The sequence below is a fragment of the Nocardia sp. NPDC005746 genome, from assembly GCF_040630785.1.
In the GTDB taxonomy this organism is placed as follows: Bacteria; Actinomycetota; Actinomycetes; order Mycobacteriales; family Mycobacteriaceae; genus Nocardia.
The window spans coordinates 405,700-427,195 of sequence record NZ_JBEXYE010000005.1; the positions used below are offsets into that span (position 1 = coordinate 405,700).

The window sequence follows — 21,496 nt, forward strand, 5'->3', positions numbered from 1 at the left end:
GAAAGGGTTACCCTCTCCCTGATGATCACTACGCGGGCGGGGCAACAGAGCTTGCTGCGCACTCTCAAGTCTGACGGCCGCGCGGGCCTGCCTCGCATTCCGATCGTGATCGGGATTCTGCTGACGCTGGCGATCACGGCGATCTTCTCCGCCATGCACGGCTTCCTCGACCTGCAGGTGTATCGCATCGACACCCGCGGCTGGCTCGAGCACGGCACCCTCTACGGCCCGACCCTCCCCGTCGCCGGCCACACCGACCTGCCGTTCACCTACCCGCCGTCGGCCGCTGTCCTGATGATCCCCCTCGCGATCGTCCCGCTCTGGCTGGCCGAACTCCTGGTGACCGCCAGCTCCCTGGCCTGCCTCGGCGTCACCCTCTGGCTGGTCATGTCCCGCGTCCGCCCCGACCTGGACTCCCGCCTCAAACTCACCCTGACGGTGTCCGCCGTGGTCCTCATGCTGGCCGTCGAACCGGTCCGCACCACCCTGTGGTTCGGCCAGATCAACCTGGTCCTGATGGCCGCCGTGGCCCTGGACTGCCTCACCGAGAAGCCCCGCTGGCCCCGAGGCGTCCTGGTCGGCATCGCCGCCGTCACCAAACTCACCCCCGCCGCGTTCATCCTCTACTTCCTCATCCGCCGCGACTGGAAAGCCGCCGCCACCGCGACGGCCACCGCCCTCGGCGTCGTCGCCGCCGGCTTCGTCCTGCTCCCCGACGAATCCCGCGACTACTGGTTCCACGCCGTCATCGACACCAATCGCATCGGCTCCCCCGACTACGTCGGCAACCAGTCCCTCAAGGGCATGGCCTTCCGCCTCTTCGGCTTCTCCTCCTCCACCGCCACCATCGTCTGGCTCGGCCTCGCGCTCCTGGTTGCGGCAGCGGGCGCGTACCTCATGCACCACCTGACCGGTCTCGAGCGCAAGGACGCCACCGAAGCGGGCGTCCCCGCGCCCGCCCCCATGACGGTCCTCACCGTCGCCACCCTCCTGGTGAACGCCGCCGTCCTCCTTCTGGTCTCCCCCGTCTCCTGGACCCACCACTGGGTCTGGGCAGCCCCCGCCCTGGTGGCGGCCATCGCCTGGACCACCACCCGCCCGGCTCCCGCCACCTACGCCCTGATCGCCACCTTCGCCCTGTTCTTCCTCATCGGTCCCGGCATAGTCCCCAACGGCAAACACCAAGAACTCCACTGGCACTGGTGGCAACACCTCCCGGGCGACATCTACATCCTCGCCACCGCCGTCCTGCTCACCCTGGCTCTCGCCCAACTCCTGAAACGCCGCACCCCGGCCCGGGCATAACCCGGACCGGGGCGTCGGCCGCGGCGGTCAGCCGCGCACGAATTCGTAGGTGTGGAACGCCAGGCCGTCACCCATCTTTCGGGTGTCGACCAGGTGCAGTGGCTTCTTGTCGCCGGTCTGGTCGAAGATGCGCAGGCCGCTTCCCAGCACGACCGGGAAGACAACCAGCCGCAGTTCATCGGCCAGGTTCTGTTCCAGCAGGGTGCGCACCAGCTGGTAGCTGCCGTAGACCAGGATCTCCCCGGCGACCGTGCGCTCGAGCTCCGTAATCTCCTTCGCCGCATCACCGTTGAGGATCGTGGTGTTGTTCCACCGGGAAGGTTCGGTGGTCGACGACACGACGTACTTGGGGATGCTGTTCATTCTGTCCGCCCACTCGGGGCTCACGCGGGCTTCCGCGCCGCCGCCCGGTCGCATCCGGGACTCGAACCACTCACTGGTCCGTCTGCCCAGGAGGAGCGCGTCGACGCCCAGCAGCTCCGCCGTTTCCCGGGCGGCCCAGTCCTCGAGGTCCTTGCTCCCCACGAACCGGTGGAACCAGCCGCCCAGCGTGAAGCCTTCCGCGCCGTCCGGGTCCTGGACCACTCCATCGAGAGTGACGTTCGAGCTGATGACGATCTTTCCCATTTCCTGCTCCTTGGACGATGTTGTCGGCTGTCACAGGTGTGGACGGTGCGGCATTGTCGAAGGGGGCGCTCCGCGACCGACCCTTTCGCGCCGCCGCCGACGTCCATACGGGATGGGACTGCGCACAGGGAATGAGGTGGCGGGAGTGGAGTCGGTGCGAACGGATCTGTTGTCGAGGGCGCGAGGCGGGGACGGCGAGGCGTTCCGGGCGCTGACCGAGCCTCACCGTCGCGAGCTTCAGGTGCACTGCTATCGGATGCTCGGGTCGTTTCAGGATGCCGAGGACGCTGTGCAGGACACGCTGCTCGCGGCTTGGCGAGGTCTCGAACGGTTCGACGGGCGCGCCTCGCTGCGCACCTGGCTGTATCGCATCGCCACCAATCGGTGCCTCGACGCGCTGCGCTCCGCCCGCCGACGCCCCGCGAAGCAGTGGGACGTCCCGGGAATCGACCTGCCGGAACCCACTGGACTCGGCGAAATCCACTGGCTCGAGCCCTATCCCGACGCCCTGCTGGACGGTGCGATCAGCGTGCCGCTCGGCCCGGAGGCGCGCTACGAGCAAACCGAATCCATTTCCCTGGCCTTCGTGACCGCCCTGCAGATCCTGCCGCCCCGTCAGCTCGCCGTCCTCATCCTGCGCGATGTCCTCGGCTTCCACGCGAACGAGGTAGCCGACATGCTCGACACCACCGTCGAATCGGTCAAGAGCGCACTCAAACGCGCGCGTGCCGGAATGCAGGACCGACTGCCGCCGACCACTGCCCCGCGCCCGCCCGCCGGCGACTCACCCGCCGAGGACGCGATCGTGGCGAAGTTCGTCACCGCCTACGAATCCGCCGACATCGACGCCCTGGTCGCACTGTTGACCGACGACGTCTTCATGTCGATGCCGCCGATCCCCCTGGAATACCGAGGACGAGACCTCGTGGCCCGCTTCTTCGCCCTCGTTTTCGACTCGGCACACCGATTCGACCTGGTGCCGACCCGAGCCAACGGTCAACCCGCCTTCGGTGTCTACCGACACCCGTCCCTCGGCACCCACGGATCCGGCCTGTTCGTCCTCACTCTCGCCGGCGACCGCATCAGCGCCATGACCCGATTCGAGAACACCGTCCTCCCCGCATTCGGCCTGCCGCAATCTCTCCCCGGTGCGTGAGCACCGGCGCCGATCACGAAGTGTGGGCGGCGAGCACCAGCACACTGCCCGAAACCTGCAGGTAGGCAATGGTTTTGAACTCGGCGGTGACGAACTCGGCATCGAGCTCACGGCTCGTCCGGTATTCGCCGGCGGGCAGCGATGGCGCGAGCTCCGCGTGGAGCCCGGGAACAGGATTCGGCGCAGCCGAGGCGGCCGGGCCGGTGATGGTTCGAGTGCGAAGAGATTCGGCCACGGCGGGGTCGAGGGTGACGATGGCTTGGAGCCAGTAGTCGGACGGACCAGGAAAATCGATGCGGGAGGGCGTCGCCGCCACGCCCACGACGCCCGCAGCCCAGGTCGCCGACGCGGGTTGCGCGAGGGCAGGCCATCGGGACGTCAGGGGCTCGAGGTCATGACGGAGGGCTTCGGCGGGCGGCGCAGGCGCCTCCGGCGGGTTCGCGCAGGCCGACACCGCGGCGACAACGGTCGTGACGGCGGCCAGTCCCAGCAGATGCCGCCTTGTTCTGAGCATGCCGCCCAACATAATTCACTGGGCCGAGCCGGAAGACGCTTGATACGTCGAGTTTCGCGCGCGGTGAGTCGAGACCTCCAACGGCTCGAGGGCGGAAGGGGGCGTGAATTGATCAGCGTGAGCCCCTATCCGAAGGACTCCGGCGGTGCGTTCGTGCCACACGGTTCAACCCGCCTGGCAGGTGGGGCACCAGAAGAGGTTTCGGCCTTCCATCACCGTGTGGACGACAGTCGAGCCGCACAGGCGGCAGGGCTCGCCGAGGCGGCGGTAGACGTAGGTGCGGGGGCGGTCGGCGGCGTAGGAGGGGGCGCCGTGGTCGTGTTCGGGGCGGACGACGTGCATGAAGCCGCGGCGGACGCCGACCTTCATGAGGTCGACCAGGTCCGACCAGAGGACGTCCCATTCGGTGCGGCTCAGGGACTTTCCGGGGCGGTGCGGTGAGATGTTGTGGCGGAACAACACTTCCGCGCGATACACGTTGCCCACTCCGGCCAGGACTTTCTGGTCCATGAGCAGGGCGCCGATGGGGCGCTGGGAGCGTTGGATTCGCGCGAAGGCCCGGTCGGGGTCGGCGTCACGGCGCAGCGGGTCGGGGCCGAGGCGGGCGGTGAGGGCCTCGACCTCCGGCTCGTGGAGGATTTCGCAGGCGGCCGGTCCGCGCAGGTCGGTGCCGTGTGCTTCGCCGGAACGCCCCGCACCGATCAGGCGCATGCGGACCTCGCCGACGGGAGCGTCCATGGGGACGGCGGATTCGGTGAATTTGCCGTACAGACCCAGATGGACGTGCAGGGTGACGCCCGAATCGTAGTGGTGGAGCAGGTGTTTGCCCCAGGCTTCGGCACGGGTGAGGACGCGGCCGTCGATCAGCGCCGCGCCGTCGGCGAAGCGGCCCTGGGGGCTCGAGACTCGGACCTGACCGCCGGCGAAGCGCTTGTCGTGCAGCTTCGCCAGGCGGTGCAGCGTATGGCCTTCCGGCACAGGTCAGTTCGGCAGCGCGGGGGCGACGCCGGTCTTCTCGTACTCGGCCAGGATGTCGATACGGCGCTGGTGGCGCGGCTCGTCGGACCACTCGGTGGTCATGAAGGCGTCGACGATGGCGAGGGCTTCCTCGGTGGAGTGCATGCGGCCGCCGATGCCGAGCAGCTGGGCGTTGTTGTGCTGGCGGGCGAGCTGCGCGGTCTCCACGCTCCAGCCGAGGGCGCAACGCGCGCCGGGCACCTTGTTGGCGGCGATCTGCTCGCCGTTGCCCGAGCCACCGAAGACGAAGCCCAGCGAGCCGGGCTCGGCGACGACGCGGCGGGCCGCCTCGATGCAGAAGGCCGGATAGTCGTCGAGGGCATCGTATTCCAGCGCGCCGCAGTCGACGACGTCGTGGCCCTGGCCCTCCAGGTGAGCCTTGACGTGGTTCTTCAGTTCGAAGCCGGCATGGTCGGCACCCAGGTATACGCGCATGGCTGCGATTCTGTCAGCCCCGCACGACCGCCCACGCAGGGGGCTGTCACCGGCGGTGAGCCACTCCTGGCGAGCACGACCCGGCGACGCGCGCGAACGTACTATCCAGGCATGACGTCCGACGACAGTTCATCCACGCCGAACGCCTACGGGGGGCAATCCGCCAGCGGAGATCAAGGACAGCCGCCGAGCGGCGAGCAGCCGCAGCCGAACGCCGATCGGTCCGCCGATCACACGACCGCTCACCCGGGCGGGCCCGCGGGCGGCTACCCCGCGCAGCCCGCGAGCGCGTATCCGCCGTATCCGACCGGCGACTTCGGGGCCCAGCCCACCGCCGTCCACCCGGGCCGGCCGACCGGCGGGTACGCCCACCCGACGACTTCCTACCCCGCCGCGCAGCCCGCGGGCGCCCAGCCCGCGTGGAACCCCGTTACCGGCATGTCCGGCTGGGATCCGCGGGTGGGCCCGCCGGGATGGGCTCCGCAGCAACCGTATTCGCCGCCGCCTCCGCCGGTGGTGCAGACCGGCAACCGCGGCCTGTCTCCGTTCGGGATGCCCGCGCGGCACAGCTGGGAGATCCCGCTGCTGGTGATCGTGATCATCGCCACCGTGCTGGCGTTCCTGCTGGCGCTGCTCGCGCTGGTGTCGGGCTCCTCCAACCAGATCGTGCTGGTGCTGGTGTTCGCGCCGCTGCTGGTCTACCTCGGCCGCGGGATGAACTACGCCGCGCAGCGCGTCAACGGCGTGAAGATGTCGCCGACCCAGTTCCCCGACGGCTTCCGCATGGTGCAGGAGGCGGCGGCCCGCTTCGGCATGACCCGGGTCCCGGATGCCTACGTGGTCACCGGCAACGGCCAGATCAACGCCTTCGCCTCCGGGCACGGCTTCCGTCGTTACGTGGTCGTCTACAGCGACTTGTTCGAGATCAGCGGCGCGGCACGCAATCCCGAGGCGCTGGCCTTCATCATCGGCCACGAGGTCGGGCACATCGCGGCGGGCCACGTCTCGTACTGGCGGCAGCTGGGCATGTTCCTCGCCCCGTTCCTGCCGATCCTGGGCAGTTCGCTGATCCGCTCGCAGGAGTACACGGCCGACAATCACGGCTTCTGCAACCGCCCACAGGGCGCGCCGACGGCGATGCAGACGCTGGCGGCGGGCAAGTACCTGAACAATCTGGTCAGTTTCGACGAGATGGCCGACCGCGCGCCGCAGGAGAAGGGCTTCTTCGTCTGGATGGCGAATGCGACCGCCAGCCATCCGGTGCTGACCTGGCGCATGTGGGCGCTGCGCGACCGCAGCCGCCACGGCAAGCTGTTCTGGCGTCCCGACGCCCCGCAGCGGCCGCCTGTGGCCGGACCCTACGGCGCTCCGCAGCCGTACGGCGGTCCCGCGCCGCAGTACGGCGAGACCGCCACGTACCACGAGTACCGGCCGCACTGATCACACGAATCGGGCGGGGTCCGTGTCCACGGACCCCGCCCGATCTGCGTCTATATCACCGAAAGCCCTGCCCCTCAGTCGAAGGCGGGGTCCTCGGTGCGAGTCCGCTTCAGCTCGAAGAAGTGCGGGTAGGAGGCCAGCGCGACGGCGCCGTCCCACACCTTGCCCGCCACCTCACCGCGCGGGATGCGCGAGAGCACCGGACCGAAGAAGGCCACGCCGTTGATGTGGATGGTCGGCGTGCCGACATCCTGGCCGACCTTGTCCATGCCCGCGTGGTGCGAGGCCTTCAGTTCCTCGTCGTATTCGACGGAGGTGGCCGCGGCGGCCAGCTCGGCGGGCAGCCCGATCTCGGCCAGCGACTCGGCGATGATGACCTCGATCAGGTCGGCGCGCGGCCCGTCCTGCTCGTACTCGGCGCGGCGGTTGTGGAAGCGGGTGCCCATGGCCGTGTACAGCGGCGCCAGCACCTTGTCGCCGTGCTCGCGGGCGGCGGCGATGGCGACCCGGACCGGGCCCCACGCGGTGCGCAGCAGCTCCACGTACTCCGGCGGCAGGCCCTCACGGCCGTCGTTGAGCACTCCCAGGCTCATGACATGGAAGTTGACGTCGATATCGCGGACCTGCTCGACCTCGAGGATCCAGCGGGAGGTGATCCAGCACCAGGGGCACATCGGATCGAACCAGAAGTCGACCCGGTCCTTTTTGGTGTCGCTCACAAGGAAGTCCTTTCACAGTCGACGGCCGACACACGGCCGTTCCCCTAAGGCAACAACCCGGATTGTTGCCGATATTTCCGCTCCGCCCGACTCACCCGGGTCTAGGGTCGAAATATCGGCCTCGCCGGGAGGACGGCCACATCCGGTGGAGCTGTCCCGGCCGCGTGAGCAGGGAGGTTCGGCATGACCAGTTCCAGGTTCGTCATCGCGGGAGGCGGACTCGCCGCGGCGAAGCTCGCGGAAGCCTTGCGGGCCAATGACTTCGACGGCACGGTGACCCTCGTCAGCGCCGAGGAGCATCTGCCCTACGAGCGCCCGCCGCTGTCCAAGGAGCATCTGCTGGGCAAGAAGTCGCTGCCCGACTTCACCGTGGACCCGTCGCAGTGGTACCGCGACCATCACATCGAGGTGATGCCCGGCACCACCGTCACCGGCCTGGACCGTGGCGCCAAAACCGTTGCGCTGCCGGACGGTACGACGCTGCCATACGACAAACTGGCACTGGCCACCGGCTCGCGCCCGCGCATGCTGCGCATGCCCGGGGTGGACGCGCGGGGCGTGCACGTGCTGCGCACCATCGAGGACTCCGACGCGCTGCTGGCCATGTTCGGCGAGGTCCAGCGGCTGGCGGTGATCGGCGCGGGCTGGATCGGACTCGAGGTGACGGCGGCCGCGCGGGCTGCGGGCGTGGAAGTTACTGTGCTGGAGGCGGACTCGGTTCCGTTGCGGGCCGCGCTCGGCACCGAGATGGGCGAGGTGTTCGCGGGCCTGCACCGCGCGCACGGCGTGGACCTGCGCACGGACGTGAAGGTCAGCGAGATCACCACCGCCGACGGCCGCGCGACCGGTGTGCTCCTGGACGACGGCACCCGTATCGAGGCGGACGCGGTGCTGGTCGCGGTGGGTGCGCGACCCAATATCGAGCTGGCCGCGGAGGCCGGGCTGGCGGTCGACGGCGGGGTCCTGGTCGACGAGAGCCTGGCCACCTCGGACCCCGATATCGTCGCGGTCGGCGATATCGCCGATCAGCAGCATCCGGTGCTGGGTCAGCGAATCCGGGTGGAGCACTGGGCGAACGCGCTCAATCAGCCCGCCGTGGCGGCCCTGACCATGCTCGGCAGGCCCGCCGTGTACGACCGGCTGCCCTATTTCTTCACCGATCAGTACGACCTGGGGATGGAGTACACCGGCTACGTCTCCCCCCGGCAGCAGGCGCGCGTGGTGGTGCGCGGTGATCTGGCCGGACGCGAGTTCGTGGCGTACTGGCTCGATCCGAACGATCGGGTGCTGGCCGGGATGAACGTGAACGTGTGGGATGTCACCGACAAGATCAAGGAGCTGATCCTGAGCGGCCGGGCCGTCGACCCGGAAGCCTTGTGACCACCGTCACACACCATGGGCTGCGCGATACGTCGATCCGGCGTGCGGGGCTCCGACCTGTATGCGAGAGCGCCACCGCGGCGCGCCGACGAAGGAGCCGACCATGAAGTACATGCTGATCAAGTCCTACACCCCGGCCGCTTTCTGCGACACCCCGATCCACCAGTGGGCGCCCGAGGAGATCCAGGCGCACATCGACTTCCAGCGCACCCTGGGCGAGCAGCTGGCCAAGTCCGGCGAGCTGGTCGAAGCGCAGGGCCTCGCCGACCCGGGGCAGGCGATCACCGTCAGTTCCGACGGCCGGTCCGCGCCGGTCGTCACCGACGGCCCGTTCCCCGAGACCAAGGAGCTGCTGGCCGGGTACTGGATCGTCGACGTCGATGCTCCCGACCGGGCCGTCGAGATCGCCGCCCAGGCCTCGGCCGCGCCCGGCCCCGGCGGCAAGCCGATCGGCGAGTACATCGAGGTCCGGCAGATCATGAGCGCCCCCGCCGCCGAACTCTGATGCCGCACACCGCGATCGAGGACCTGCTGCGCGAACTCGCCCCGCAGGTCCTCGGCGCGCTCGTCCGCCGCTACGGCGATTTCGACGCCGCCGAGGACGCCCTCCAGGAAGCCCTGCTCGCCGCCGCCACCCAGTGGCCCGCCGACGGCCTGCCCGGCAACCCGCGCGGCTGGCTCATCCAGGTCGGCGCGCGCCGCATGGTCGACGCCATCCGCGCCGACTCCGCCCGCCGCAACCGCGAGACCGCCGACGCGATCCGCGACCCGGAACGCCTGGGCACGGCGACCCCCGACCCGGCCGACGCCGTCGTCGCCGCGCTGTCGGAGACGGGACTCGACCAGCTGGCCGCCGCACCCGGCGCGGACGGTGCGAGCCGTGCGGCCGCGTCCTCCGGGGCATCCGGTATCCGCGGCACGGCCGATCCGGGCGGCGCGGCCACCGGCCGAGCTGCCCCCGATACCGGGACCGAGGACCGCGACGACACGCTCACGTTATTCTTCCTGTGCTGCCACCCCGCACTGTCGCCCGCGAGCGCGATCGCCCTGACCCTGCGCGCGGTGGGCGGGCTCACCACCGAGGAGATCGCCCGGGCCTTCCTGCTCCCGGAACGCACCATGGCGCAACGGATCACCCGCGCCAAGAAGCGCATCGCGGAGGAGGACCGCCCCTTCGCCATGCCCGCGGAATCGAACGGGCAACGCGGGGAATGGAATACGCGCCTGGACAGTGTGCTGCGGGTGCTGTACCTGATCTTCACCGAAGGCCACACCAGCGGCGGCGAGCGACTACGCCGCGGCGACCTGTCGAGCGAGGCGATTCGGCTGGCCCGGGCGCTGTATCGCGTACTTCCGGACAATCCCGAGGTCACCGGCCTGCTCGCACTGCTCCTGCTGACCGATGCCCGGCGCGCCGCCCGTACCGGCGAGCACGGCGAACTGATCCCGCTCGCCGAACAGGATCGCGGGCTGTGGGATCGGGAGATGATCATCGAGGGGGTGCGCCTGGCGACCGCGTCGGTCAGCCGCGGACTCATCGGCCCCTATCAGATCCAGGCCGCCATCGCCGCCCTGCACGCGCAGGCGCTGCGGCCCGAGGACACCGACTGGCCCCGAATCCTGTTGCTGTACAACGCCCTCGAACGCCAGTCCCCCAACCCGATGGTCACCCTCAACCGCGCGGTCGCCACCGCCATGGTGCACGGGCCGCAGGCCGGTCTGGACCTCGCCGACACCCTCGCGGAGTCGCTGCCGGGCAACCACCGCCTCGATGCCGTCCGTGGCCACCTGCACGAAATGGCCGGCGACCACGAGGAAGCCGTCGCCTGCTACACGGCGGCCGCGCGCAGCACCACCAGCCTCCCCGAACGCGACTACCTCACGATCCGCGCCGCCCGCCTGCGTCGTGGTTGAGATTTCGCGGGGCAGATCCGATCCCGCGTGTCCGCGATCCCGGCGCGGTGGCCGCCGTCCACGTAACCGCGGAGCCGCCGTCTCTGCCGCGGCGCGCCTCAGGCGGCGGACGTGCGGAAGGCGGTGGGGCTCACGCCGCGATGGCGTTTGAAGGCGGCGGAGAAGCCGAATGGATCCGCGTAGCCGACCGATGTGGCGATACGGGCGATGGTCAGGTCGGTGTCGGTGAGGAGTTCCTCGGCTTCGTCCATCCGCGATTCGGTGAGGTAGGCCAGCGGCGGTTGCCCCATCACGGCGGTGAAGCGTTTGGCGAAGAGCGCCCGGGAGACCCCGGCTTCGGCGGCCAGCGAGGCCACGGTCCAGGGTGCGCCGGGGGTCGTGTGGATCGATTGCAGCGCGGGGGCGATGACCGGATCGGCGAGGCCGCGGAACCAGGTCGGCGCCTCAGGTCCGGCTTGGTCGAACCAGGTGCGCAGGGTGCAGACCAGGCTCCAGTCGAGCAGGCGGTCCATCATGGCCTGCGAGCCCGCGCTCTGCAGTACGGCGGAGGCGGCGGCCGACTCGTACCAGCCGCAGGATTCGTAGTCCTCCCTGACCACCAATACCGCTGGGAGCGCACGCAGGAGACGTTCGTGGCGACGGAAGGAGGTGCGGTAGGCGCCCACCATCAGGGCGGTGGCGTCGGCGTCACTGCCCCAGTGGATTCCGCCGAGTTCCTCACCCGCGCACTCGGAATCGACGGCGAAGCAGGAGATCTCGTACTCGGCCGGAGCGGCAGCGTCCGCCCCGGGCTCGCCGCTGTCGAAATCACCTGAGACAAGCCGGAAGTCGCCCGGGCCACGCACCAGTGCGGTATCGCCCGCCTCGAGTGTCCGACGGTCGCCGTCCGGCAGCAGCAGCGTCCCGCCTCCGCGCATGACGGTGATCATCGTCAGTGGCGCACGGTCGGCGAAGCGGATCGTCCAGGGTGCGGGCATCACCGCGTGGGTGACCACGGCGCCTTCGGCTCGAATACCGCTCAGCAACTTACTCAAAGGATCCACCTCATCGAGGGTAGACGAATTCCTATCAGGCCGAGCTTTTCACCCATGGATCGTCTACATCCGGGCGGGTGTACTGGGAGCACAGCAAACAACCACCCGGATCCAGGAGGAATCCCTTGTCGCACGACGGTATCGATCAGCCCGCCCGCACCGCGCTGGTCGTGGTCGCCCACCACCGATCCGATTCCCTGACCGCGCACCTCGCCGCCCGCACGACCGCCCGGCTGGAGTCCGACGGCTACCGCGTCGACCTGCTGGACCTGCGGGCCGAGGGCTTCGATCCCCGCATGATCGAGGCCGACCAGCCGGATTGGGGCAATCGCGAGAAGCTCTACTCCCCCGAGGTCCACGAGCACATGGACCGCATCCTCGCCGCCGACGTGGTGATCGCGGTCTTCCCCGTCTACTGGGCGAGCGTCCCCGCGCTGCTCAAGGGCTGGATCGACCGCGTGTGGAACTACGGATTCGCCTACGGCCGCAGCAAGCCTCGCCTGGCGGGCAAGCGCATGCTGTGGCTCGGCCTGGCCGGAATGGCCGCGGGCGACCCCCTCGTGGACTTCCTCCAGCAGTCACTGGATGGCCAGCTCAATATGGGAATCGCCTACTACTGCGGCTTCTCCCATTCGAGCGTCGGCCTGCTGCCCGACGCCGAGGAACGCCGTCAGCGGCTCGACGCCGACGGGCAACTGCTCATCGACCCGGCCACCGTCGGCGCCGAACGGGTCGCCCAGTACGCCGATCTGGAGCGCCGGGCCGACGAGTTCGTCACGAACTTCCTTGCCGCCGAGGCGGTTCCGGCCTAGACGCCGGTCCAGGCGTTGCCGGTGATGAGTTCGTAGGCCTGCTTGTACTTCTGGCGGGTCACGTCGATGATGTCGGCCGGAATCTCCGGGCCCGGGTACTCCTTGTTCCACCCCGTGGAGGTGGACCAGTCGCGCACGAACTGCTTGTCGAACGACTTCTGCGGGCGGCCCGGCTCGTAGTCGTCGGCGGGCCAGAAGCGGGAGGAGTCCGAGGTCAGCACCTCGTCGCCGACGGTGAGAACGTCACCGTCCCAGCCGAGTTCGATCTTCGTGTCGGCGATGATGACACCGTTGGCGGCGGCGTGGTCGGCGCCGCGCGAGTACATCTCGAGGGTCAGGTCGCGCAGCTTGTCGGCGACCTCCTTGCCCTCCTGGTTCACCACGTCGGCGAAGCTGATCGGCTCGTCGTGGCCCTCGTCGGCCTTGGTGGTGGGGGTGAAGATGGGTTCGGGCAGCTTGTCGCCGTCGCGCAGGCCCGGCGGCAGCGCGATGCCGGACACGGTGCCGGTGCGGTTGTACTCGGCCAGGCCGCCGCCGGTCAGGTAGCCGCGCGCGATGCACTCCACCTTCACCATCTTCAGCGGCTTGACCCGCACGCCGCGGCCCGCGAACTCGACGGGCACGTCGGTGGTGGACAGAATGTGGTTGGGCACATCGGAGAAGAAGCCGAACCACCAGTTCGACAGCTGGGTGAGCAGCGCGCCCTTGTCCGGGATCGGGGTCGGCAGCACCACGTCGTACACCGACACCCGGTCGGATGCGACCAGGATCAGCGAATCGCCGTCCTCGTACAGGTCGCGCACCTTACCGGCGTGGATGTGCTTCAACGGTCCTCCTCGTGCTGGGCGATAGCTGCCGCCGCCCAGCCTAGTGGGTGGCCGTCCTCGCATCGGACACGCCCAACCGCGCGACCCCGGGCATGGCAAGCTGGCTACTGCCGCACAGTTCTCCGAGAGCTAAGGAGCCTCCTTGTCCGCACCGAATCTCACCCGCGAGCAGGCCATCGAACGCGCCGCCACGGTCCAGGTGGAGAACTACAAGGTCGAGCTGGACCTCACCGGCCAGCCCACCAGCGCCGACGCGCCTCGCAGTGAGACGTTCCACTCGAAGGCGACGGTGACCTTCACCGCGACGCCGGGTGCGCAGACCTTCATCGACTTCGTGGGCGCGGGCCTGCGCTCGGCCGTGCTCAACGGCGTCGACCTGGACGTGAGCGGCTACGACGAGGAGCAGGGCCTCACCCTGCCCGACCTGGCCGCGAACAACGAGCTGGTGATCGAGGCCGACGGCGAGTACTCCAACACCGGTGAGGGCCTGCACCGTTTCGTCGACCCCACCGACAACAAGGTCTACCTGTACTCGCAGTTCGAGACCGCCGACTGCAAGCGCATGTTCGCCTGCTTCGACCAGCCCGACCTCAAGGCCACCTACGACATGGTCGTGACCGCGCCCGAGGACTGGGAGGTCATCTCCAACGGTGCCGTCACCGACACCCACCGGCTCGGCGCCGTCGTCCGCCACACCTTCGCCACCACCCCGCGCATGAGCACCTATCTGGTCGCCCTCATCGCCGGGCCGTACGCGAAATGGACCGACTCCTACCAGGATTCGCACGGCGAGATCCCGCTCGGCATCTACTGCCGCGCCTCGCTGGCCACGTTCATGGACCATGAACGGCTTTTCACCGAGACCAAGCAGGGCTTCGGTTTCTACCACGCCAATTTCGGCGTGCCCTACGCCTTCGGCAAGTACGACCAGCTGTTCGTGCCCGAATTCAACGCGGGCGCCATGGAGAACGCCGGCGCCGTCACCTTCCTCGAGGACTACGTCTTCCGTTCCAAGGTGACCCGCGCGTCCTACGAGCGCCGCTGCGAGACCGTACTGCACGAGATGGCGCACATGTGGTTCGGCGATCTGGTCACCATGAAGTGGTGGGACGACCTGTGGCTGAACGAGTCGTTCGCCACCTTCGCGTCGGTGCTGTGCCAGGTCGGCGCGACCGAATACACCAACGCCTGGACCACTTTCGCCAATGTCGAGAAGTCGTGGGCCTATCGGCAGGACCAGCTGCCCTCCACCCACCCGATCGCCGCCGACATCCCCGACCTGGCCGCTGTCGAGGTCAACTTCGACGGAATCACCTACGCCAAGGGCGCTTCCGTGCTCAAGCAGCTGGTGGCCTACGTCGGCGAGGAGCCGTTCCTGGCCGGTCTGCGCGACTACTTCACCGAACACGCCTACGGCAACGCCACTTTCAATGATCTGGTGGGCGCGCTGGAGAAGGCGTCGGGCCGCGACCTGTCCGACTGGGGCGCGCAGTGGCTCAAGACCACGGGCCTCAATATCCTGCGCCCCGACTTCACCGTGGACGACGCCGGCAACTTCACCTCCTTCGCGGTCGTGCAGGACGGTGCCGAGCCCGGTGCCGGTGAGCGGCGCGTGCACCGGCTCGCCATCGGCATCTACGACGACCAGGACGGAAAGCTGGTGCGCACCAAGCGCGTCGAGCTCGACGTGGACGCGGCTGAGCGCACCGACGTGCCCGAGCTGATCGGCGTCGGCCGCGGCAAGCTGGTGCTGGTCAACGACGACGACCTCACCTACTGCTCGGTCCGCCTCGACGCCGACTCGCTCGACACCGTGGTGGCCCGCATTGCCGACATCGCCGAACCGCTGCCCCGCACCCTGGCCTGGTCCGCGGCCTGGGAGATGACCCGCCAGGCCGAGATGAAGGCCCGCGACTTCGTGGCGCTGGTGCAGCGCGGCGTCGGCGCGGAAACCGAGATCGGCGTCGTGCAGCGGCTTCTCATGCAGGCGAGCACCGCGCTCAGCGCCTACGCCGACCCGGAGTGGGCGCGCACCGAGGGCTGGCCCGCCTACGCCGACCGGCTGCTGGAACTGGCCCGCGCCGCCGGTGCCGGCTCGGACCACCAGCTGGCGTTCGTCAATGCGCTCACCGGCGCGCTGCTGTCCCCGCAGCACATCCAGGTGCTGCGCCAGCTGCGCGCCGAGGACCCCGAGGGCGCGGGCCTGCCCGGCCTGACCATCGACACCGACCTGCGCTGGCGCATCACCCAGGCGCTGGCCGCCGCCGGAGCCATCGACTCCGACGGCATCGAAACCCCGGTCATCGACTCCGAACTCGCCCGCGACGACACCGCTGCGGGCCGCCGCCAGGCCGCCGCGGCATCCACCGCCCGCCCGCAGTCGGCGGTCAAGGAATCGGCGTGGGACACCGTCATGGGTGACGACACGGTGCCCAACATCACCGCGCGCGCCATCGTCGCGGGCTTCGCGCCGGCGGGGCAGTCCGAGCTGCTCAGCCCGTTCGTGGAGCGCTACTTCGCCGATATCGCCGCGGTGTGGGACCGCCGCTCCAGCGAGGTCGCCCAGACCGTCGTCGTCGGCCTCTACCCGCACTGGGCCGTCACCGAGGAAGCCGTCGCCGTGGCCGACAAGTTCCTCGGCGGCGACCACCCGCCGGCGCTGCGCCGCCTGGTGGTCGAGGGCAAGGCGGGCATCGAACGCTCGCTGCGCGCCCGCGCGTTCGATCGCGGCTAGAAAGCGCTGCCCGGCAACACCTTCCACACACAACAGCGCCTCCCGAACCTTCGGGAGGCGCTGTTGTGTGTGTGGAGGATCAGCCCCTCTACCAGACCTGGCCGGGGTTGCACCCGGCCCAGTTCGCCGAGATCGTGCACATCGACGTGATGCCCAGCAGCTTCAACAGGGCGGCGGCCAGGCTGCCGACATCACTGCCGGTGGAGGTGGCGACGAAGGTCATGCTTTGTCCTCTCTCGGATTTCCCAACCCTTCAGCAGATTAGGGCCTTGCAACCCTCGATCTGAAGACCTCCGAACCGGTGCCCCCGATCCAGGGGGCTCGAATTCCCGCTGCTCAGAGCGGATCTGCCCACAGCAGCGGGGCGCGACTTCCGGGGGCCGACTGCGGCACCGTGAAGGTATGGCAGACAACAAGACTCCGATGTTCAACTGGAGCACCAGGGAGCAACTCTTCGCCCGGCGGGTCCTGGTGCTGGACGGTGGGCTAGACGACGACAACGGCACGCTGCTGATGACCCAGATGCTGACGCTGGCGGCCGAGGATCCGGAAGCGGGGATCTCGCTGTGGATCCACTCGCCCGGCGGCTCGGTGCCGGCCATGCTCGCCATCCGCGACGTGATGCGCCTGGTGCCGTGCCCGGTGTCGACACTGGCGCTCGGATTGTCATGCAGCGCGGGACAATTCCTGCTCTCGGCGGGCACTCCCGGCCACCGCTACGCCCTGCCGCACGCCCGCATCCTCATGCACCAGGGCTCGGCGGGCATCGGCGGCAGCGCCGTCGAGGTGGAGGTCCAGGCCGACGACCTGCGCTACACGGTGCAGACCGTGCTCGGCCTGATCGCCGAGGACACCGGTCAGCCCTACGACCAGATCTTCGAGGATTCGCTCCACGACCGGTGGTTCACCGCGGAACAGGCCCGCGACTACGGCTTCATCGACCACATCGTGGACTCCTTCCAGCAGGTGGTCCCCGCGCGACAGAAACTGGGGATCTCGGCATGAGCACCTACACGATTCCGAACGTCATCACCCGCGACCCGCGCGGCGAACGGATCATGGACGTCTACTCGCACCTGCTGAGCGAGCGCATCGTCTACCTCGGCACCCCCATCGACTCCGGCGTCGCCAACGCCCTCATCGCGCAACTCCTGCACCTGGACGCGGAGAGCCCCGGCCAGGACATCAACCTCTACATCAATTGCGAGGGCGGCGAACTGCCCGCCATGCTCGCCATCTACGACACCATGCAGCACATCTCGTCGCCCGTCGTGACCACCTGCGTCGGCCAGGCCATCGCCGTCGGCGCGGTCCTGCTCGCCGGTGGCGCGAAAGGCCGCCGCAACGTCCTCCCCCATTCCCGAATCGTCCTGCACCAGCCCGCGATCCGGGGCCAGGGCACCATCCCCGACCTCATCCTCCAAGCCGACGAAATCGTCCGCATGCGCGCCCAGATCGAAGCCATCCTCACCACCCACACCGGCCAGCCCGCCGAAACCCTCCGCCGCGACACCGACCGCGACCGTGTCTTCACCGCCGAAACCGCCATCGCCTACGGCCTCGCCGACCAACTGCTCGGCCCGCGCTGAGAGCCGTCGGTTCGCACTCGTGGTGATGGAGAGCACCGCCTCCCAACCATTCGGCCAGGAGACCGTGCCCCGAACCGGCCGTCACGAATTGTCTTGATCCACAACCAATTACGGCTCATCAGAACTGTAGGGCACGGTCTCCGGAGGCTGCGCGGGAAACGGCCGACCCGCGCGGCGGCGCGGCGCGGGCGGCCGGTGCGCGGGTCAGGCGGCCAGCGACAGCATGACCTGACCGGCGTAGCGGTGCGGCACCGCGGGCGGTGCGGCGGGGACCAGACGGGTCCGCAGCAGCTCCTCGGCGACCTGGCGGGTGAGTCCGCCCACGCTGACGCCGAGGGCTCCGGCCAGCGCGGCGATCATCTCGCTCGACGGTTCCTTGCGACCGCGCTCGACCTCGGAGAGGTACTGCGGCGAGATCCCGGCCCGCCCAGCGGTTTCGGTGAGCTTCTCCCCCAGGTCCAGCCGCATCGAGCGCAATCGCTCGCCGAGCGCCTCGCGCCACAGCGGTTCCCGATCCGCGCGCTCGCGGACGGGCGCGGGTGATGCCGTAGGCCGTACCGACCGGCCTGCTCGATCCAGACCACCGGGAAGCGCCTTCAGACGCGGATGCTCGGACATACACCGAGCGTAAAGTGCCTGGCCCGGGCGTCGCGCCTCGATCTGCTGAGAGCGAACTCCGCGGCGAACGCTCGAAGGCCCGGCACACGCGAAAAGACGCCCGGGGCTCGAGCCCCGGGCGTCCCTCGTCGGATCGGAAACCGGCTAGACGCGGCCGATGGCGGCGGCCATCACGCGCACCGCGGAGACCAGGCCGTCGATCAGCTCACCCTGACGGAAGGAGCTGGTGGCGGCGGTCGCGCCGAGCTGGCAGACGCGGTCGTTGGCGCGCTCGGCGATCTCGTGGCCGGAGCGGACCTCGACGGAGCTGGTGTTCGGGTCCACCGCGATCAGGACCGAGCGGGCGGCCTCCGGGGTGGCCGGGAACAGCGCGTCCACGCCGGCGGCGGAGTCGGCGCCCAGGTCGCCGATGTAGACGTTGAAGCGCACCTTGGTGGCGCGGGTGGCGTCGGTGAGGGCATTGTCCATGAGCAGCCGCTCACGGTCGCTGAACGGCGCTTCCTTGAAGACGTCGCCGGCCTCGTGCACACCGGAGACGCGTCCGCTGGAGGTGAGGGCCCAACCGTGGGGCAGGTCGGCCTCGTTCACCGCGGGCCAATTAGAACTTGCCACTTGCCCGGCCTCCGATCAGCTCCGCGTTGGCGGTTTCGATAGCCGCATGGTGTCCATGCGAATCAGCAGTGTCGTGGTGGCCGGACCCGGTCACCTCGTCGGTCGCGCTCCACAGCACCGGAGGCTGGGTCCACTTCGCACCGAGTTCGTAGTGTTCCGGCTTCTCGCCGGGCAGCGGCTTGCCGAGGAACGACAATCCGGCGATCGCGAGATAGATCGCGACCGGGATGCCGACGTAGATCAGCACTGTCTGGAGAATGCTCACGGCCCAACGGTAGTCGATCGCCCCGCGACTACTACGACCGGTAAGGGTTAGTGCGGCCGTGTCGTGACATTCACCTTTCGGACCGGCGAAACCTCGCCGATCAGACCAACCAGGCCGTCGAGTTCGCCGGGAGTTTGCGACCGGCCAGCGGAGCGCTGGTCAGCAACACCTCCCCCGCGGGCAGCAGAATCGGCGAGTCGGTGGCATTGAGCACGCACAACAGCCCGCCCTCGCGCCGAAACGCCAGACAGCCCGGCGGGCTCCTGTACCACTCGACACCCGACCCGGCGAATTCCGGACGGACGGCCCGCAATTCGATCGCCATCCGGTACAGCGACAGCATGGAATCCAACCGTTCCAGCTGCCGCTCCACGCTCATCCCCGCCCACTCCGGCGGCATCGGCAACCACGGCACACCCGTCGTGAACCCGAACGGCGGCCGCGCACCCTCCCAGGGCAGCGGCACCCGGCAGCCGTCGCGGCCGCGCACGGTGTGGCCGGATCGCTCCCAGGTGGGGTCGCGCAGCGCCGACTCCGGCAGATCGTCCACATTGGCCAGGCCCAATTCGGCTCCGTTGTAGACGAATACCGCGCCCGGCAGCGCCAGCTCCAGCATGATCATGGCCCGCGCCCGGGCCTGCCCGACCGGGCCGTCTCCATAGCGGGTGACCTCGCGTTCGATGTCATGGTTGGACAGCGTCCAGGTGGGCGTCGCGCCGACGCCCGCCACCGCGTGCAGCGAATTGTCCACGGCCGTACGGATGCGGTCCGGATCGAAGGGCGTCTGGGCGAGGCGGAAGTTGAAGGCCAGGTGCAGTTCGTCGGCGCGCACGTACTCGCCGAAGCGGGCGTTGTCGTTGACCCACACCTCACCGATGGCGACCGCGTGCGGATACTCGTCCATCACCTTGCGCACGCGCCGGTGGATCTCGTGCACCCCCGCGTTGTTGAACCGCGGATCCTCGTCCTCGAGGTGCAGCATGCGGGTGTCGATGCGCTCCATGTCCGGCAGGCCCGGGGGTTTGGCCATGCCGTGCGCGACATCCAGGCGGAAACCGTCCACACCGCGATCCAGCCAGAACCGCAAGGTCTGTTCGAAATCGGTTGCGACCTCCTGGTTTTCCCAGTTCAGGTCCGGCTGCTCGGGCGCGAAGATGTGCAGGTACCACTGCCCGGGCCTGCCGTCGGGTTCGTACACCCGGGTCCAGGCCGGGCCGCCGAAGATGCTCGGCCAGTTGTTCGGCGGCAGTGCGCCATCCGGGCCGCGACCGTCCCGGAACCAGTAGCGCGCCCGCTCCGGGCTGCCCGGCCCGGCCGCCAGCGCCTCCCGGAACCACCGGTGCTGATCGCTGGTGTGATTCGGAACCAGGTCCATGGTCACCCGCATGCCCCGGTCGTGCGCCTCGGCGATGACCTCGTCCAGGGCGGCCTGGCCGCCGAACAGCGGGTCGATGTCACGTGGGTCGGACACGTCGTAGCCGCCGTCGGCCATGGGCGAGCGCATGACCGGGCAGATCCACAAGGCGTCCACGCCGAGCAGCTCCAAATAGCCCAGCTTCTCGCGCAATCCGCCTAAATCACCCACACCGTCGCCGTCGGAGTCCGCGAAGGAACGGGGATACACCTGGTAGAACACGGCCGAGCGCCACCAGGGCAGTTCGGCGAGATCGTCCATCACAGCGGTAATGGTGCCAAAGCACAGCGGCTTTCGCGGGCGCGTCGGAAGTACTTGTCCAGATTCAGCAAATGATCAGCGGACAGCCACGACCGACCTGAATCCCCGTGGAAAGCTGCGACTTCTGCGGCAACAATCAGAAAGGCGAGTTCATGAGCGAATTGGCGGCCATCTCGAAGTAGTCGAGCAACTGCTTGCGATGCGCGTCATCGAGCACCTCCGGCTCGATCTCCGCCACCGCGATGTGCATGGCCCGCAGCCACGCGTCCCGCTCGATCGGACCGACCTTGAACGGGTGGTGCCGCATCCGCAGCCGCGGGTGGCCACGCTCGTCGGAGTAGGTCCGCGGGCCGCCCCAGTACTGCTCCAGGAACATCCGCAACCGACGCTCGGCGGGACCCAGATCCTCTTCCGGGTACAGCGGCCGCAGCACCTCGTCCGCGGCCACTTCGCGGTAGAAGGCGGCCACGATCCGATGGAACGTCGCCTGCCCGCCCACGGCCTCGAAGAAGGAGATCTGAGTCTGCTCGCCGGAAGTCACGCCTCGAGTCTAATTAGCCCCCGCACCCGCCCGAAGTTCGCGGCCCGTCTCGATTCCGGACCGAAGGAGCGGGGAAGCGAAGCGGACGAGCGGAGAAGGGAAGAACCGAGACTTCGGGGGCCGCGAACCCGCCCCGCAGCGCAGCGGAGGGGCAGATAAAACACCGTCACGCGGTGTTCATCCGAATGTGTCTGACAATGTGTCGAAAGAGATGGCATTGCGCGCCGTTCCATGGTCAACTGGGTGGCAGTCTGCCGAGATACCACACAATCGGACGAATAC

At 69.0% G+C, this 21,496-nt stretch carries 23 protein-coding genes; 10 read left to right on the forward strand and 13 right to left on the reverse strand.

The window, feature by feature from the left end; genetic code table 11:
• Positions 1–21 precede the first annotated feature (21 nt).
• The gene (locus ABZ412_RS12875) at positions 22–1,305 is read left to right on the forward strand and encodes a glycosyltransferase family 87 protein (protein ID WP_357279867.1); all 1,284 of its coding nucleotides are present in this window, start codon (positions 22–24) and stop codon (positions 1,303–1,305) included.
• Between the two features lie 27 nt (positions 1,306–1,332).
• On the opposite strand, the gene ABZ412_RS12880 is transcribed toward ABZ412_RS12875, so the two are convergent.
• Positions 1,333–1,932 (reverse strand): dihydrofolate reductase family protein, encoded by a 600-nt coding sequence (locus ABZ412_RS12880; protein ID WP_357279869.1) that lies wholly within the window; start codon positions 1,930–1,932, stop codon positions 1,333–1,335.
• Positions 1,933–2,086: 154 nt separating this feature from the next.
• On the opposite strand from ABZ412_RS12880, the gene ABZ412_RS12885 reads away from it, so the two are divergent.
• Positions 2,087–3,088, forward strand: coding sequence for a sigma-70 family RNA polymerase sigma factor (locus tag ABZ412_RS12885; protein ID WP_357280006.1), 1,002 nt, complete (start codon positions 2,087–2,089; stop codon positions 3,086–3,088).
• A gap of 13 nt (positions 3,089–3,101) precedes the next feature.
• Here the strand turns inward: ABZ412_RS12885 and ABZ412_RS12890 are convergent, their stop codons facing one another.
• The 3 genes from ABZ412_RS12890 to ABZ412_RS12900 all read right to left on the reverse strand — a co-directional run bounded on the left by ABZ412_RS12890 (position 3,102) and on the right by ABZ412_RS12900 (position 5,054).
• Positions 3,102–3,611 carry a hypothetical protein gene (locus tag ABZ412_RS12890; protein WP_357279872.1) on the reverse strand — a complete coding sequence of 170 codons (510 nt, stop codon included), beginning with the start codon at positions 3,609–3,611 and terminating at the stop codon, positions 3,102–3,104.
• Positions 3,612–3,767: 156 nt separating this feature from the next.
• Positions 3,768–4,580, reverse strand: a complete 813-nt coding sequence (locus ABZ412_RS12895; RefSeq protein ID WP_357279875.1) for a DNA-formamidopyrimidine glycosylase family protein — start codon at positions 4,578–4,580, stop codon at positions 3,768–3,770.
• A gap of 3 nt (positions 4,581–4,583) precedes the next feature.
• On the reverse strand, positions 4,584–5,054 hold the full coding sequence (locus tag ABZ412_RS12900) for a ribose-5-phosphate isomerase (protein ID WP_357090280.1): 471 nt from the start codon (positions 5,052–5,054) through the stop codon (positions 4,584–4,586).
• Positions 5,055–5,492: 438 nt separating this feature from the next.
• Here ABZ412_RS12900 and ABZ412_RS12905 point away from each other — a divergent pair, with 438 nt between their 5' ends.
• Positions 5,493–6,494: a M48 family metallopeptidase gene (locus ABZ412_RS12905; RefSeq protein ID WP_357280008.1), complete on the forward strand. Its 1,002-nt coding sequence runs from the start codon at positions 5,493–5,495 to the stop codon at positions 6,492–6,494.
• A 74-nt stretch (positions 6,495–6,568) separates the two neighbouring features.
• Here the strand turns inward: ABZ412_RS12905 and ABZ412_RS12910 are convergent, their stop codons facing one another.
• Entirely contained in the window at positions 6,569–7,213 is a 645-nt protein-coding gene (locus ABZ412_RS12910; RefSeq protein WP_357279877.1) for a DsbA family protein, read from the reverse strand.
• A 183-nt stretch (positions 7,214–7,396) separates the two neighbouring features.
• Between ABZ412_RS12910 and ABZ412_RS12915 the strand changes: the two genes are divergently transcribed.
• The 3 genes from ABZ412_RS12915 (at position 7,397) to ABZ412_RS12925 (ending at position 10,507) form a co-directional block, all read left to right on the forward strand.
• Positions 7,397–8,593, forward strand: coding sequence for an FAD/NAD(P)-binding oxidoreductase (locus ABZ412_RS12915; protein WP_357279880.1), 1,197 nt, complete (start codon positions 7,397–7,399; stop codon positions 8,591–8,593).
• Positions 8,594–8,696: 103 nt separating this feature from the next.
• Complete coding sequence (locus ABZ412_RS12920; protein WP_357279882.1) at positions 8,697–9,098, forward strand: YciI family protein; 402 nt, start codon at positions 8,697–8,699, stop codon at positions 9,096–9,098.
• Positions 9,098–10,507: a DUF6596 domain-containing protein gene (locus ABZ412_RS12925; protein WP_357279885.1), complete on the forward strand. Its 1,410-nt coding sequence runs from the start codon at positions 9,098–9,100 to the stop codon at positions 10,505–10,507. The genes ABZ412_RS12920 and ABZ412_RS12925 overlap by 1 nt, the downstream gene beginning before the upstream one ends.
• Before the next feature lie 98 nt (positions 10,508–10,605).
• On the opposite strand, the gene ABZ412_RS12930 is transcribed toward ABZ412_RS12925, so the two are convergent.
• Positions 10,606–11,550 carry an AraC family transcriptional regulator gene (locus tag ABZ412_RS12930; RefSeq protein ID WP_357279887.1) on the reverse strand — a complete coding sequence of 315 codons (945 nt, stop codon included), beginning with the start codon at positions 11,548–11,550 and terminating at the stop codon, positions 10,606–10,608.
• A gap of 116 nt (positions 11,551–11,666) precedes the next feature.
• Between ABZ412_RS12930 and ABZ412_RS12935 the strand changes: the two genes are divergently transcribed.
• Positions 11,667–12,353 carry an NAD(P)H oxidoreductase gene (locus ABZ412_RS12935; RefSeq protein ID WP_357279890.1) on the forward strand — a complete coding sequence of 229 codons (687 nt, stop codon included), beginning with the start codon at positions 11,667–11,669 and terminating at the stop codon, positions 12,351–12,353.
• On the opposite strand, the gene ABZ412_RS12940 is transcribed toward ABZ412_RS12935, so the two are convergent.
• On the reverse strand, positions 12,350–13,180 hold the full coding sequence (locus ABZ412_RS12940) for a phosphoribosylaminoimidazolesuccinocarboxamide synthase (protein WP_357279893.1): 831 nt from the start codon (positions 13,178–13,180) through the stop codon (positions 12,350–12,352). The two genes, ABZ412_RS12935 and ABZ412_RS12940, sit on opposite strands and share 4 nt — an antisense overlap.
• Before the next feature lie 142 nt (positions 13,181–13,322).
• On the opposite strand from ABZ412_RS12940, the gene pepN reads away from it, so the two are divergent.
• Positions 13,323–15,914, forward strand: a complete 2,592-nt coding sequence (gene pepN / locus ABZ412_RS12945) for an aminopeptidase N (RefSeq protein WP_357279896.1) — start codon at positions 13,323–13,325, stop codon at positions 15,912–15,914.
• 88 nt (positions 15,915–16,002) lie between these two features.
• Here pepN and ABZ412_RS12950 read toward each other — a convergent pair whose 3' ends face one another.
• A complete protein-coding gene (locus ABZ412_RS12950; protein WP_357279899.1) occupies positions 16,003–16,137 on the reverse strand; it encodes a hypothetical protein in 135 nt (44 codons plus the stop codon).
• 179 nt (positions 16,138–16,316) lie between these two features.
• On the opposite strand from ABZ412_RS12950, the gene ABZ412_RS12955 reads away from it, so the two are divergent.
• Complete coding sequence (locus ABZ412_RS12955; protein ID WP_357279901.1) at positions 16,317–16,919, forward strand: ATP-dependent Clp protease proteolytic subunit; 603 nt, start codon at positions 16,317–16,319, stop codon at positions 16,917–16,919.
• The gene (locus tag ABZ412_RS12960) at positions 16,916–17,503 is read left to right on the forward strand and encodes an ATP-dependent Clp protease proteolytic subunit (RefSeq protein WP_357279904.1); all 588 of its coding nucleotides are present in this window, start codon (positions 16,916–16,918) and stop codon (positions 17,501–17,503) included. Before ABZ412_RS12955 ends, ABZ412_RS12960 begins: the two co-directional genes overlap by 4 nt.
• A gap of 204 nt (positions 17,504–17,707) precedes the next feature.
• Here the strand turns inward: ABZ412_RS12960 and ABZ412_RS12965 are convergent, their stop codons facing one another.
• From ABZ412_RS12965 to ABZ412_RS12985, 5 genes are all read right to left on the reverse strand, one after another.
• Complete coding sequence (locus ABZ412_RS12965; protein ID WP_357279906.1) at positions 17,708–18,121, reverse strand: helix-turn-helix transcriptional regulator; 414 nt, start codon at positions 18,119–18,121, stop codon at positions 17,708–17,710.
• A 144-nt stretch (positions 18,122–18,265) separates the two neighbouring features.
• Positions 18,266–18,733: a DUF5130 domain-containing protein gene (locus tag ABZ412_RS12970; protein ID WP_357279909.1), complete on the reverse strand. Its 468-nt coding sequence runs from the start codon at positions 18,731–18,733 to the stop codon at positions 18,266–18,268.
• Positions 18,720–18,998 carry a hypothetical protein gene (locus ABZ412_RS12975; protein WP_357090307.1) on the reverse strand — a complete coding sequence of 93 codons (279 nt, stop codon included), beginning with the start codon at positions 18,996–18,998 and terminating at the stop codon, positions 18,720–18,722. Before ABZ412_RS12975 ends, ABZ412_RS12970 begins: the two co-directional genes overlap by 14 nt.
• A 100-nt stretch (positions 18,999–19,098) precedes the next feature.
• Complete coding sequence (locus tag ABZ412_RS12980; protein WP_357280011.1) at positions 19,099–20,673, reverse strand: glycoside hydrolase family 13 protein; 1,575 nt, start codon at positions 20,671–20,673, stop codon at positions 19,099–19,101.
• Between the two features lie 136 nt (positions 20,674–20,809).
• Positions 20,810–21,214 carry a globin gene (locus ABZ412_RS12985; protein ID WP_357279911.1) on the reverse strand — a complete coding sequence of 135 codons (405 nt, stop codon included), beginning with the start codon at positions 21,212–21,214 and terminating at the stop codon, positions 20,810–20,812.
• Positions 21,215–21,496: the final 282 nt, after the last annotated feature.